The organism is Pectobacterium cacticida (genome assembly GCF_036885195.1).
GTDB lineage: Bacteria > Pseudomonadota > Gammaproteobacteria > Enterobacterales > Enterobacteriaceae > Pectobacterium > Pectobacterium cacticida.
Map to the genome: position 1 here is coordinate 3,199,246 of NZ_CP133656.1, position 13,575 is coordinate 3,212,820.

At 54.6% G+C, this 13,575-nt stretch carries 14 protein-coding genes; 8 read left to right on the plus strand and 6 right to left on the minus strand.

Annotated elements, in window-relative coordinates; genetic code table 11:
- Window positions 1-233: 233 nt before the first annotated feature.
- The gene (locus tag RFN81_RS14725) at window positions 234-701 is read left to right on the plus strand and encodes a YhcH/YjgK/YiaL family protein (protein WP_264496539.1); all 468 of its coding nucleotides are present in this window, start codon (window positions 234-236) and stop codon (window positions 699-701) included.
- 26 nt (window positions 702-727) lie between these two features.
- Entirely contained in the window at window positions 728-1,417 is a 690-nt protein-coding gene (locus tag RFN81_RS14730; RefSeq protein WP_264496540.1) for an SDR family NAD(P)-dependent oxidoreductase, read from the plus strand.
- 73 nt (window positions 1,418-1,490) lie between these two features.
- On the opposite strand, the gene RFN81_RS14735 is transcribed toward RFN81_RS14730, so the two are convergent.
- The gene (locus tag RFN81_RS14735) at window positions 1,491-2,681 is read right to left on the minus strand and encodes a LacI family DNA-binding transcriptional regulator (RefSeq protein ID WP_264496541.1); all 1,191 of its coding nucleotides are present in this window, start codon (window positions 2,679-2,681) and stop codon (window positions 1,491-1,493) included.
- A 293-nt stretch (window positions 2,682-2,974) separates the two neighbouring features.
- Here RFN81_RS14735 and RFN81_RS14740 point away from each other — a divergent pair, with 293 nt between their 5' ends.
- Genes RFN81_RS14740 through RFN81_RS14750 form a run of 3 tightly spaced genes read left to right on the plus strand, consistent with a single transcriptional unit; the run spans window position 2,975 to window position 5,000 of the window.
- A complete protein-coding gene (locus RFN81_RS14740) occupies window positions 2,975-3,418 on the plus strand; it encodes a PTS sugar transporter subunit IIA (protein ID WP_264496542.1) in 444 nt (147 codons plus the stop codon).
- A gap of 20 nt (window positions 3,419-3,438) precedes the next feature.
- The gene (locus RFN81_RS14745) at window positions 3,439-3,726 is read left to right on the plus strand and encodes a PTS sugar transporter subunit IIB (RefSeq protein WP_264498993.1); all 288 of its coding nucleotides are present in this window, start codon (window positions 3,439-3,441) and stop codon (window positions 3,724-3,726) included.
- A gap of 14 nt (window positions 3,727-3,740) precedes the next feature.
- On the plus strand, window positions 3,741-5,000 hold the full coding sequence (locus tag RFN81_RS14750) for a PTS ascorbate transporter subunit IIC (RefSeq protein WP_264496543.1): 1,260 nt from the start codon (window positions 3,741-3,743) through the stop codon (window positions 4,998-5,000).
- Between the two features lie 110 nt (window positions 5,001-5,110).
- Here the strand turns inward: RFN81_RS14750 and yacL are convergent, their stop codons facing one another.
- Window positions 5,111-5,479, minus strand: a complete 369-nt coding sequence (yacL, locus tag RFN81_RS14755) for a protein YacL (protein ID WP_264496544.1) — start codon at window positions 5,477-5,479, stop codon at window positions 5,111-5,113.
- Window positions 5,480-5,843: 364 nt separating this feature from the next.
- A complete protein-coding gene (locus RFN81_RS14760; protein WP_264496545.1) occupies window positions 5,844-6,755 on the minus strand; it encodes a LysR family transcriptional regulator in 912 nt (303 codons plus the stop codon).
- Window positions 6,756-6,851: 96 nt separating this feature from the next.
- On the opposite strand from RFN81_RS14760, the gene RFN81_RS14765 reads away from it, so the two are divergent.
- Window positions 6,852-7,298, plus strand: coding sequence for an ester cyclase (locus RFN81_RS14765; RefSeq protein WP_264496546.1), 447 nt, complete (start codon window positions 6,852-6,854; stop codon window positions 7,296-7,298).
- A gap of 147 nt (window positions 7,299-7,445) precedes the next feature.
- Here RFN81_RS14765 and RFN81_RS14770 read toward each other — a convergent pair whose 3' ends face one another.
- Complete coding sequence (locus tag RFN81_RS14770; protein ID WP_264496547.1) at window positions 7,446-7,895, minus strand: winged helix-turn-helix transcriptional regulator; 450 nt, start codon at window positions 7,893-7,895, stop codon at window positions 7,446-7,448.
- A gap of 102 nt (window positions 7,896-7,997) precedes the next feature.
- Here RFN81_RS14770 and RFN81_RS14775 point away from each other — a divergent pair, with 102 nt between their 5' ends.
- On the plus strand, window positions 7,998-8,777 hold the full coding sequence (locus tag RFN81_RS14775; protein ID WP_264496548.1) for an SDR family oxidoreductase: 780 nt from the start codon (window positions 7,998-8,000) through the stop codon (window positions 8,775-8,777).
- A gap of 81 nt (window positions 8,778-8,858) precedes the next feature.
- Here the strand turns inward: RFN81_RS14775 and RFN81_RS14780 are convergent, their stop codons facing one another.
- Window positions 8,859-9,767: a LysR family transcriptional regulator gene (locus tag RFN81_RS14780; protein ID WP_264496549.1), complete on the minus strand. Its 909-nt coding sequence runs from the start codon at window positions 9,765-9,767 to the stop codon at window positions 8,859-8,861.
- A 108-nt stretch (window positions 9,768-9,875) separates the two neighbouring features.
- On the opposite strand from RFN81_RS14780, the gene RFN81_RS14785 reads away from it, so the two are divergent.
- Window positions 9,876-10,817, plus strand: a complete 942-nt coding sequence (locus RFN81_RS14785; protein WP_264496550.1) for an alpha/beta hydrolase family protein — start codon at window positions 9,876-9,878, stop codon at window positions 10,815-10,817.
- 82 nt (window positions 10,818-10,899) lie between these two features.
- On the opposite strand, the gene acnB is transcribed toward RFN81_RS14785, so the two are convergent.
- Entirely contained in the window at window positions 10,900-13,497 is a 2,598-nt protein-coding gene (gene acnB / locus RFN81_RS14790; protein WP_264496551.1) for a bifunctional aconitate hydratase 2/2-methylisocitrate dehydratase, read from the minus strand.
- Window positions 13,498-13,575: the final 78 nt, after the last annotated feature.

The following is a 13,575-nucleotide window of genomic DNA, read 5'->3' on the forward strand; positions in this document are numbered from 1 at the left end:
GTCTCCGCCATTGGCGACGGTTAAAGAACGACACGGTAATAATGCGAGAGAAAAATCAGGCGTTCTCATCAGAAATATAAACGTTAGGAACATTTTTAACATTGTCAGTGGTGGCCCGAATAGTGAATCTCAGGGATGAGATTACGTTCTAATGTCACACGCTAAATCTTACAAAGGATGGGGTTACAGCATCTTCGCGTTCCCCTATTCCCTATTATCTTCAGGATACCATTATGATTGCAGGAAACCTTAACGCCCTTAAACTTGCTACGCTGCCTGATGCGCTATTGGCCATTCTGTCCTCACCTGGCATGTCGTTAGCTGAACTGAATATGCTGCCAGAAGGTCGCTATCAGCCGGATGGTGCTGAATGGTTTTACAACATCGGTACGGTAAACACCGCGCCTCGCGCCACACGACATACCGAATTTCACAGCAACTATCTCGATATCCAACTGATCCTGGAAGGTGAGGAGATTATTGGTTACGGTCTGAATGATGTGCATGGTCAACCCGCGTTCGAACGTAAGCCAGATCTCTATATTCTGGATAATCCGCAAGTGCCGCATCAGATCCATTTGCGGGCGGGTGACTTCGTCACTTTCTATCCAGGAGAACCCCACCAAGCGCTGTGTGCCATTAATGACAGCCCGGCTTCCGTTAAAAAAGCCGTGTTTAAAATCCCTGTCACGATGTTGTGATTAACACGGTTAAGGAGACACACAACATGTCAGTTACAGCCCCTAAACATGCCCTGGTTACTGGCAGCAGCTCCGGAATAGGTGCCGCTATCACGCAAAAATTGCTAGCGGAAGGTTGGCAGGTAACTGGCCTGTCACGCAATCCAGGTAATCATTCACACCCACAATTTATTCATCGTGCGGTGGATATCATGGACACATCAGCATTGATCGCCATTCTGGAGGGAGTCGAACAAGTTGATGCTATCATCCACGCGGCAGGAATCATGAAGGCAGCCCCGCTCGGCCAGCTTTCACTGGAAGATGGTGAAACCCTGTGGCGGTTACATATCCACGCAGCGCAAGTACTTGCCGATCGTTTGGTCAACAAGCTGCCGCAAGGGGGAAGAATTGTGTTGCTGGGTAGCCGTACTTCTAGCGGTTCAGCAGGGCGCAGCCAATACGTCACCACCAAATCCGCGATGATTGGCATGGTAAGAAGCTGGGCGGCAGAGCTGGCGCCGCGCGGCATTACGGTAAATATTGTCGCCCCCGGCGCAACGGCAACCCCGATGCTGACGATGCCGGGTCGCCAGAGTTCTCCTCCCAAGCTGCCGCCCATTGGGCGCTTCATCCAACCGCAGGAAGTCGCCGATCTAGTAGGTTACCTGCTTTCCCCCTCTGCCGCCGCCATTACTGGCCAGCAGTTAGTCATATGCGGTGGCGCTTCACTTTAAATGCTTTGCAAACATAGTAAATCACTTTAAGGGAAGTCTGACGACGGTCGTCGCCTGAACGACCGTTTCCTTACTAAGTGCTGGCGCGGGGGGTGAAAACGTATTTTATCTCTTTCGGCACTAACGGAAGTGACTCGTGATTCAGCATGGCGAGCACCACATTCCCTACCTCTTCCGCTAGCGTTTCGTAATCGAGCCGCATCGCAGTTAGCGTGGGAAAGGTGTGTTCGCACTGTTCAGATCCGTTCAGACAGGCAATCGCCAGATCCTGAGGAATCTTCATCAAACGACGCTGGCATTCAAAGAGCACGCCTAGCGCGATTTCCTCATGGCTACAGATAACCGCATCCAGATCCGACTGATTTTGCAGCAATTCTGCCAGCGCATAGCGGCCAAATTGCAGGCTGGGCGCTTCCGGGATGGTCAGCTTTAAATCCGCATTGTGATAATGCGCCAGCATGGCTTTATTCCAGCCGTTCAGCGGCTGCTTTTGCAAACGATTATCCGAATGCGCACCAATATAGGCGATGTGACGATACCCCTTCGCCAATAGCGACATCGTCAATTGTTCCGCCGCATCGGCAAGGGCGATATCAATATTGATCGCTGTACGCAGCGCGGTTGCGCCGGAGACATTAATCGTCATGATATTACTGTTTTGCAAGAGATTCTGGGTCCTCGGCGAAAGCTGTGCGCCCAATAACACCAATGCCGCGGGCCGCTGCTGCACCAGTTTTTCAACGATTCCCGCTTCGGTATGCTGGCGATATTCGTGACAGCCCATAATTAACGAAACGTGATGTTTACCAAGCCTCTGCTGTAATGCTTGAACAAACCGCACGCTGGCGCGCTCTTGCGGGAAAGGATAAAGCACCGCGATCGCGGCCTGATGAGAGGATGCCAGCGCGCCAGCGGCGTGGTTCGGCACATAGCCCAGCGTTTTTATCGCATCATGAATTTTCTGTTGTGTCGCATCGGACACAAGCCCCGGCTCTCTTAAGGCGCGAGAAACCGTCATCGCGCCGACGCCCGCCAGACTCGCAACGTCCTGTAACGTCACGTGGTGCCTACTTTCAGTAAGCTGGCTGGCCTCCTGATTGGGTTCATAGCCCAAAATTCTGGCCGCGTGTTCCACTTTGCGGCGGAGTTTCTCAGAAACCAGATCGGGCTTACGCATGACGCGCGATACCGTCATCGTCCCTACACCCGCGTAGTCCGCGACATCCTGTAGCGTAACCTTACCGGTACTGCGACGCTTGCCCATGCTCACTTCCTCTTCATCCACTATTTTCTCAAGGCTCAACTACAATTACCGTTTATTGAACCATTATTTCCACAATGTGATGACAAGACAACGCCCTGCACGCCGCACCGCGTGCCACGCGCTAACAGTGTACCGATAGCGGCACGCAGAGAACATGCCATGAGGTTGCTGGTGATAAGTCGGTCACAGTTAATGATAAGCGTATCAGTTAGCGCTATCTTTTTAGATCTCAATCACATTATCTTCCCCTACGACCGACTATCCTGCGTGCAAATGATACCGAGGTGACACGAATGCTTAACACTTTACTTACACCTGAAGTGGTACAGATTTTACCGGACTGTGACGATTGGCGGCACGCTATCGCTTTATCTTGTCAGCCTTTATTGGATAACGGCGCGATTGAACCACGCTACGTTGAGGCAATCTATCGATCCCATGAGGCCATCGGCCCTTACTACGTTGTCGGCCCAGGGATTGCGATGCCACACGCTCGCCCGGAAGATGGCGTCAACCGACTCGCCGTGAGTCTGACGCTCATTCGTAATGGCGTTATTTTCCATTCCGAAGAAAACGATCCGGTGTATTTACTCATCGTTCTCGCCGCAACGGATAGCAATAGCCACATCGATATTATTTCACAGCTCGCTCAGTTGTTCGACACTCCGGATGACGTCACCGCACTGCTTCAAGCGACGGAGAGAGAACAGATTCTTTCCGTTATTTCTCGTTATTAACGCACCAGAGGACATCAATGATGAAAATTACAGTGGTATGCGGTAACGGCCTGGGAACCAGCCTGATGATGGAAATGAGCATTAAAAACATCGTGAAAGATCTCGGCGTGGTCGCCGAGGTGGATCATGTGGATTTAGGCTCGGCAAAAGGAACGAATAGCGACATTTTTGTCGGCACCAAAGATATCGCCGATCAGCTCATCGCGCAGGCGGTAGGCGGAAAAATCGTTTCCCTGAATAATATGATCGATAAAGCGGCGATGAAAGAGCGCCTATCGGTCGCTCTGAAAGAACTTGGCGCCTTATAAGCGAGGAGTCCACCATGGAATTCTTCCGTTTTTTAATGAATGATGTGCTGGCCGAACCGTCGATATTGGTTGGTTTGATTGCGCTTATTGGCTTGATCGCCCAGAAAAAACCCGCCACAGAATGCATTAAAGGCACCGTAAAAACCGTAATGGGGTTCTTGATCCTCGGTGCGGGCGCCAGCCTGATTGTGTCATCGCTGGGGGACTTCGCCGAAATTTTCCACCACGCGTTTGGTATCGCCGGCGTAGTACCGAACAACGAGGCCATCGTCGCCGTTGCGCAAGAGAACTTCGGCACGGAGATGGCGATGATTATGTTCTTCGCGATGGTCATTAATATCGCTATCGCCCGCTTTACACCGTGGAAATATATTTTTCTGACGGGACATCACACGCTATTTATGTCGATGATGGTGGCGGTGATCCTGGCAACGGCAGGCATGAAAGGCGTGTTGCTGATTACCGTAGGGTCGCTGGTGGTCGGAGTTTCGATGGTGTTATTCCCCGCCATTATTCACCCGTACATGAAGAAGGTGACGGGGTCGGATGATGTCGCGTTTGGTCACTTCTCTGCGCTTTCGCAGTTGCTGTCGGCGTTTATTGGCAGCAAATTGGGCAACAAAGAGAAATCGACCGAAGATATGGAAGTCCCGAAAAGCCTACTCTTCCTGCGCGACACGCCGGTCGCCATCGCCTTTACCATGTTTTTTATCTTCATTTTCACCTGCCTGTTCGCTGGCCCGGAAACGGTGAAAACAATGAATGCCGGTGGAAAAAACTGGTTCATGTTTTCGCTGATTCAATCCATTACCTTTGCCGCCGGGGTGTATATCGTGCTGCAAGGTGTGCGTATGGTCATTGCGGAGATCGTTCCCGCGTTCAAGGGGATCTCTGACAAACTGGTGCCCAACGCCAAACCGGCATTGGATTGTCCGGTCGTCTTCCCCTATGCGCCGAATGCCGTTCTGGTTGGTTTCCTGAGTAGTTTTGCGGCTGGCGTGGTCGGTATGGTGTTGCTCTATCTGCTGGGGATGACGGTTATTATTCCTGGCGTCGTGCCGCATTTTTTTGTCGGTGCATCCGCCGGCGTATTCGGTAACGCCACCGGAGGACGGCGCGGCGCAATAGTCGGCGCTTTCGCCAACGGGCTGTTGATCACCTTCCTGCCCGTTTTCCTGCTGCCGGTGTTGGGCAGCATCGGGTTGGCCAACACCACGTTCAGCGATTCCGATTTCGGTGCGGTAGGGATTCTGTTAGGCATCATCGTGCGCTAAGTGCCCGGTAGATCGCAATCGGAGCGCGAGACAAAGCGATAAGTCATAACCGTGTATGATGGAGAAAACCCCACCGGCTCGTCGGTGGGGTTGCCAAGACAATAGCGCGGTCAAATCGCCCCATGCTGAACAAACTCTCGGTACTTTGCTATCAGCGCCAGAAAGTCGTCTAGCCCACAGAAAGATAGGCTCTCCTCATCGTAGTAGCTCATGCCATCCTCAAGTTCATCCGTAATGAAAGAGAGTGAATTAGCCTGCACCATCACCGCGTCTTCATCAAGCGACAGCGTATATTCATGGCCGACGTGCTGCCATTGCCGTTCGCTACCGACGAGGGCTCGCGCCGCCTCTTCAACATCATCCAGCACTGACAGTTGGCCCTTCACTTCTTCATTGAACCAGTGTCCGACCGCCTCATGCCCCATCGACATACGGACGATGATCCGGCCCGTTACATCCCGTAAAAATTCATAGTCCATGCGCCATCCTCAGTGATATGACTTTTATTAACGTTACAACCCTCTATTAACATAACGACCATCTCGTAATATCCTTGAGGCCGCCAACATGATTGACCGTCAAACGGTAAATATTTCAACATGGCGCAGCAGAGAGCCAAAATAATGGGCAATACACATGCCTTGAAAAATGGCCAACGTCAAGCCTGGCGTATACGGAATAGGGTCTCTAGTGATAGTTCAAGTTGTCATAACGCATTAGTAGACGCCCAAGCCAATCATCTGGTCAAAAAAACGCCGATGAGATTGTTCTCTATCACTGTGGTAAGCCTTACCCAAGCGATGAAGGATCTGAGCGTGGCGCGCCGGATGGAAGACAAGCCGATCACTGCGTTGCAGCACGTTCTGCGATAAATTCTCTGAACCAACGTTGGGCAGGATTGGCGTCACTGCGCCGATGCCAAATCAGGTCGAATACCACTTCGGGCAATGTTACCGGGGGAGGAAAGAGCGCCAACTGGTTGCCGACCAGTGAGTGATGGGCGACTCGCTTCATGACTGTAGCGGTCATTCTCGTTTGCGCCACGATGGTCGGCACCGCAAACATCTGCGGCAAAGTCAGCCCTAACTTGCGTTTCTTGCCCTGTTGCGCCAACACCTGATCCACGATGCCGTACAGCTCGCCTTCGGGAGAAACGAGGACGTGCGGCAACGCCAGATAGTTCTCTATGCTCATTCCGCGCAAGGCTTCCGGATGGTCGCTAGCGAGGATCGTAACGAATTCGTCTTGAAGTATAGGACGCGTCAATATTCGGCTGTCGGCATGCGTGGGAGGGACACCGATGGCCGCATCGATAGCACCGGAATCCAACAGATCAACCGCATGGTCTCGGTCATTGAAAGCTTGCACATTCAATGTTACGCCTGGCGCCTTTAGCCCTAGCGCCTGCAGCAAGGCAGGTAGCAAGACGAAAGCCGGATAGTCAGACAGGCCCAGCTTGAACGACAACGATGCATTCTCAGGCACGAACTCGGTTTTTTTCACAAGGGTGAATTCGATCTGCCGCAAGGCTTCAGCAATCGGTTCAGACAGATCCCTTGCTCGTGCCGTGGGCAACAGGCCATCTGCGCTGCGCAAGAATAACGGATCGCCGAAGAGCTTACGTAACCGCGAAAGTGCCGCACTCATCGCAGGCTGACTGACGCCAACCAGGATGGCGGCGCGCGTTACGTTCCGCTCGCTCATTAACGCGTCGAAGGCCACTAACAAATTGAGATCGATACCATGAAAATTCATTTTATGAATAAAGAAATATACTATTTATTTGTTAGACAAATTTTACCGTAGCCCCGACCATTTCACCATCAGCAAAAAACAGGAATGGTGAAATCAATGAGTACCTCCAACACATCTCTCTCCGAGCGCCTTCGCACTGAGCGCCAGGCTGTGGAAACCTTCTATCGGGCATTCACCGACAAGAATCCAGATCTCGTGGATGAGGTTCTTGCGCCGAATTGGGATGACATTCCTCTGGCACCAGGCCAGGAACCCGGCCCCGCTGGCATTAAACCCATCATCCGCGGCATCCTGCAGGCGTTCCCTGACGTTATCATCACGCTCCACGACGTGGTTCAGGAGCCTGGTCGAATCGGTGTGCGCGCGGAGATCAGCGGTACGCATCAGGGTGAACTCTTCGGCATCGCACCGACAGGGAAGGCGGTTAGCTTCCGGCTTCATGAGTTTCATTTGCTGGAGGATGGCCGTGTAACGACGACCTGGCACATGGAGGACTGGTTCGGTCTGTTCCTGCAACTTGGACAGTTCCCACCGCAAGCCTGAACTGCCCCAGAGAAACCTCGACGAAAACCGAATGGATCAATGGTCGGCGGCTTTTGCATATCACCGCCGTCATTGGCACTGATAAATGACGCGCAGTAACATGCAAGAGTCTCCCGAAGCTCGCGTACGAGCGATGGTCGATCCCGCTTAGGCCTTTCCTGAGCTGGGTTTGGCTGATTTATGGTCGAACGCTTGCCGCGCCGCCTCCACTCGCGCCAGATTCTCCTCCGCCCAGATCCAAACGCCACAGAACGCTGCGCCGAGGCTTAGTCCAAGATCGGTTAGGCTGTAGTCGACGCGTGGCGGCACCACGGCGTGTACTTTTCGCGTGACCATCCCGTCGCGTTCCATCTGCCGCAGCGTCTGGGTGAGCATTTTTTGACTGATTCCGGTGACCTGCCGGGCCAGTTGAGTAAAGCGCAACTCGCCTTTTTCGACCAATACCTCAAGCACCAGCATCGTCCATTTGTCAGCGACGCGTCCAATCAAGTCGTTGACCAGCGCTTCGACCCTGGGATCGATATCATCCGGCGGCGACAGTTCCGCAATGCGCTGCGCACGGCGCACGGTCGCCTCATCAAACGGTAGGTTCTTCATTGCTCACTCTCTTTTAGGTAAGTATCAATCTTTTGGGTGCCTTCTTTACAAAAGATTGTAGCTGCGTAGATTGAAAGCCTCCAACAGTGAAGGAGATATTTCATGAAACTCACCAATAATACCATTCTGATAACGGGCGGCGGCTCCGGCATTGGCGAGGCGCTTGCGCATCGCTTCCATGATCTCGGCAATACCGTCATCATCGCAGGGCGGAGACGCGAGGCGCTGGAGCAGGCCATCGCAGGGCGACCCAACATGCATGCCATGACATTCGACGTCGAAGACGCAGATGGCATCGCCCTATTCGCCGAAGCGGTGCTGGCCGCGCATCCACAACTTAACGTCCTCATCAATAACGCTGGCGTCATGTTATCTGAACCACTCGACCGGCAGCGAGATCTCACCGATGCTGAGATGACGATCACCACTAACCTGCTGGGCCCGATCCGACTGACGAATGCCCTGATTGATCATCTGACACGTCAGAACGATGCAACGATCGTCAATGTCAGTTCCGGCCTCGCCTTTGTCCCCCTCATTGCCAGCCCTACTTACAGCGCGACCAAGGCCGCAATCCATTCTTACACTATCGCGCTGCGCGAAGCACTTCGCGGTAAGGTGGAAGTGATTGAACTAGCGCCGCCAGGGGTGCAGACCCAGCTCACTCCGGGGCAAGAGAGTAATTCCACGTTCCTCCCCTTAAATGACTTTGCCGACGAGGTGATGACACTGTTTGCTTGCGAACCCACACCGCCTGAGATCTTGGTCGAGCGGGTCGGTTTTCTGCGGTTCGCAGAAGCCGAGAACCGGTTTGATGAAACGCTGGTCACATTAAACGGTCTGAACCGAGCCGTCGAAGCTTCTTCCGGCTCGGTGCAGTGAGCATCGACGTGATCTGACGACGCCCATCTCCGGGTGGACAACCACTCATCCCAGCCCTGAGATCCTCGAAACCTGATCCTGCTAGCGCGGCTCGGCCGACCTGATGAAGTCGAGAAAGGCACGCAGCGGCGGCGGCACCAGACGGCGGTCAGAATAGTAGAGAAAGGGGCCAGGGAAGGCGACCCACCAATCGGGAAGCACAGGCACAAGACGACCGGCTTCGATATGCGGTCGCAGCCATTCCTCGAACAGGCCGATAATCCCAACACCAGCAACCGCCATATCAACGGCCAGATCCATCGCACCACTGATGCTAACCGTCAGCGGCCCCTGCGGCGCGATCCGGATCGTCTCGTCTCCGCGCTCAAACTCCCAGGGGCTGAACAATGAACCGTTGCTGAACCGACCGAGCAGGCATCGGTGCAACAGCAGGTCTCGTGGATGTTCTAGATTGCCCGCTTGCGCGAGGTAGGAGGGCGCGGCGGCGATGGCGAAGCGCTGCATCCGAGGGCCGATCGGCACGGCAATCATGTCCTGCTCCAGCTTCTCGCCGTAGCGGATCCCGGCATCGGCACCGGCGGCAAGCACATCGACGACGCTGTCCTCAGCCACCACCTCTACTTGGATCTCGGGATAGCACGCCAAAAATGCAGGTAGGATTGTCGGCAAGACCAGACGCGCGACACCCACTGGCACGTTCAGACGGAGTGTACCTGTCGGCGTGTCTCGAAGATTATTAAGGCTCGCCAGCGCCGCATCCATTTCCGCCAAGAGGGGAGCCAGCCGCTCAAGGAGGTGCGCGCCTGCTTCGGTCGGAGAGACGCTGCGGGTCGTGCGATGAAACAGACGCACACCCAGACGCGCCTCCAGGCGGCGGACGGTTTCACTGAGCGTCGTCGGGCTTACGCCCAACACGCGCCCTGCTTCGCGGAAACCCCGCGCCGTCGCAACCGCCACAAAGGCCGTTAAATCGTTGAGGTTTGCAGTCATTGTCCCGTTATCCGTACAGTCTGTACGAATAATACCGGATTATCAAAGTAATCACCAAAGGATAAATTAACGCTCAGCCACCCCGGCTGAACGTTGAGAGGACATAACATGACCCAGACACCAGAAGCGACAACTGCACACCCCACCCGCGCCGAGCTCATCGCCGGCCTGGTTTCTTCCATGGCAAACCCGGTGCGCTCGCCCATTTTGCGCTCGCCGGCGGATGACGGCATCGCGTTCTCGGAGATCTTCTTTCCGGCGATGGACGGCGTGACGCTCGAAGGCTGGTTTATCCCAGGCGACAGCGATCGCTTAATCATCGCCAATCACCCGATCTGGGCCAACCGCTACGGCTATCCCGGTCATCTGAAGCCTTACAGCGACACCTGGGAGGCCAGCGGTAACAACATTGAAGTCAACTTCATGCCGGACTACAAGCACCTGCACGAGGCTGGCTACAACATTCTCGCCTACGACCTGCGCAATTTCGGCCAGAGCGCGGCTGGCAGCGGCGGCGTGATCGGCAACGGAATCCGTGAATATCGCGACGTGATCGGCTCGCTACACTATGTCCGCTCCCGTCCCGATCTCCAGAACATGAAGATCGGTCTGCTCAGCCGCTGCTGCGGCATGAACGCGACTATGGTCGCCATGGCCAGGCATCGTGAGGCGTTCGACAACGTTCGCGCCATCGTCGCGCCGCAACCGATCTCGCTCAGTTCCTTTTATCGCACGATCCTCGGCCATATGGGCATGCCGGAAGCGCTCCCCGACGTGGCCGACGCCTTGCGCCGAACGACAAGCATGGAACTGAAGGATATGGACATGCCACAATATGCCACTGCGGTGGATATCCCGACGCTGCTGCTACAGGTTCGCAACGACACGCTGACGACCCCTGCCGATGTGCAAGCGATGTACGACGCCATGCCAACGGAGCAGAAAGACCTCATCTGGATCGATGGCACCAACCGACGCTTCGATGGCTACAACTACTTATCTGGTAACCCCACGCCGATGCTCGACTGGTTTGGGCGCTTTGTCGTCTGAGAACAGGTTCATCACATAAAAAAAAGGAGGCGCGAGGCCTCCTTCGGTTTTCGTATAACTAATTTCGTATAACTAAAGGGCGTTAGACGGCAGTCTGGAAAATCACGCTATCGGCTTTTTCCGTATATTGACTTAACTGGTCAAAATTCAAATAGCGATAGGTGTCCTGCGCGGTTTTATCCACCTGCTCCATATAGGCCTGATACTCTTGCGGTGTGGGTAACCGCCCCAGCAGTGACGCGACAGCCGCCAGTTCGGCAGAGGCCAAATAGACATTGGCGCCCGTACCCAAGCGATTCGGGAAGTTACGCGTCGAGGTAGAAACGACCGTGGCACCATCAGCCACTCGCGCCTGGTTCCCCATGCACAGCGAGCAGCCGGGGATCTCGATGCGCGCCCCACTCTTACCAAACACGCTGTAGTAGCCCTCTTCCGTCAACTGCGCCGCATCCATTTTGGTTGGCGGCGCAACCCACAGGCGGGTCGGCAGTTGGCCTTTGTGACTATCAAGCAGTTTACCCGCGGCGCGGAAGTGCCCAATGTTAGTCATACAGGAACCGATGAAGACTTCATCAATCTTCTCGCCCTGCACGTCAGACAGCCAGCGAGCGTCATCAGGATCGTTCGGCGCACACAGAATCGGCTCTTTAATATCGGCCAGATCGATATCGATCACCGCGGCGTATTCCGCATCGGCATCCGCTTCCAGCAGTTGTGGATCGGCCAGCCATTTTTCCATCCCCTGAATACGGCGTTCCAAGGTACGGCGATCGCCGTAACCTTCGGAGATCATCCACTTCAGCAGCACGATGTTGGAGTTCAAATATTCGATAATCGGCGCTTTATCCAGCTTGATGGTACACCCCGCCGCCGAACGTTCCGCCGAGGCATCCGTCAGTTCAAACGCTTGTTCAACTTTCAGATCCGGCAGGCCTTCGATCTCCAGAATACGACCGGAGAAGATGTTCTTTTTGCCTTTCTTCTCAACGGTCAGCAGACCTTGCTTAATTGCATACAACGGAATGGCGTGAACCAGATCGCGTAGCGTAATGCCCGGCTGCATTTTGCCTTTGAAGCGCACCAGAACGGATTCCGGCATATCCAGCGGCATTACGCCTGTCGCGGCAGCAAACGCCACCAGCCCAGAGCCTGCCGGGAAGGAGATGCCAATCGGGAAACGCGTATGAGAATCGCCGCCGGTTCCTACGGTATCCGGCAGCAGCATACGGTTAAGCCAAGAATGAATCACGCCGTCGCCCGGTCGCAGCGAAACACCGCCGCGATTCATGATGAAATCAGGCAGCGTATGGTGCGTGGTCACATCGACAGGTTTTGGATAAGCGGCGGTATGACAGAATGACTGCATCACCAGATCGGCGGAGAACCCCAGACAGGCCAAGTCTTTCAGCTCATCGCGGGTCATAGGCCCGGTGGTGTCCTGTGAGCCGACAGAGGTCATCTTCGGTTCACAATATTCGTTCGGACGGATCCCGGCAACGCCACAGGCACGTCCCACCATTTTCTGCGCCAGAGAGAAGCCTTTATTACTGGCCTCAACCGCCTTGGAAATACGGAAGACGTCGCTATGCGGCAAGCCAAGCGACTCACGCGCTTTTGACGTTAGCCCACGACCGATGATCAGGGGAATACGGCCCCCCGCGCGAACTTCATCTAGCAAGACATCGGTCTTCAGCGCGAATGTCGCCAACACCTCATCGGTGTCATGACGACGCACTTCGCCTTTATAGGGGTAGATATCAATCACATCGCCCATATTTAGCGCACTAACATCCACTTCGATCGGCAGCGCACCCGCGTCTTCCATGGTATTAAAGAAAATAGGGGCGATTTTACCACCCAGCACCACACCGCCACCGCGTTTGTTCGGCACATGGGGGATATCATCGCCCATGAACCACAGCACCGAGTTGGTCGCCGATTTACGCGATGACCCCGTCCCTACGACGTCGCCAACGTAAGCCAGCGGGAAGCCTTTCTGGTTCAGTGCTTCAATCTGTTTGATCGGCCCGACAACGCCCGGCTGATCGGGCTCAATACCTTCGCGGGCATTTTTCAGCATTGCCAGTGCGTGCAGCGGAATATCCGGGCGCGACCAGGCATCAGGAGCCGGAGATAGGTCATCCGTGTTCGTTTCACCGGTGACTTTAAACACGGTTACGGTAATTTTTTCCGCCAGTTGCGGGCGGGACAGGAACCACTCGGCGTCGGCCCAGGATTGAATCACTTGTTTGGCATACGCATTGCCCGCTTTCGCTTTTTCTTCTACATCATAGAAGTTGTCAAACATCAGCAACGTATGAGACAACGCCTCGGCGGCAATAGGCGCCAGCGTGTCGTTATCAAGCGCATCAATCAGTGGATGGATGTTATAGCCCCCCTGCATGGTGCCCAGTAGCTCGATCGCTTTTTCCGGGGTGACCAGCGGGGAAGTGGCTTCACCTTTGGCAACGGCAGCCAAGAAACCGGCTTTTACATATGCGGCTTCATCAACGCCGGGGGGGACGCGGTTAATCAACAGATCTAGCAACACTTCTTCTTCGCCCGCCGGAGGATGCTTGAGTAATTCAACCAGCGCGGCCATCTGCGTGGCATCTAACGGTTTAGGAACAATCCCCAGTGCAGCCCGGTCGGCCACGTGCTTACGATATTCTTCTAGCACGACGTTCTCCTCGCTCTCATTGTCTTCATTTTGCCCGGCGCTCTGGTTCCCGCTTATGATGTCCATGCCTGGGTGTCA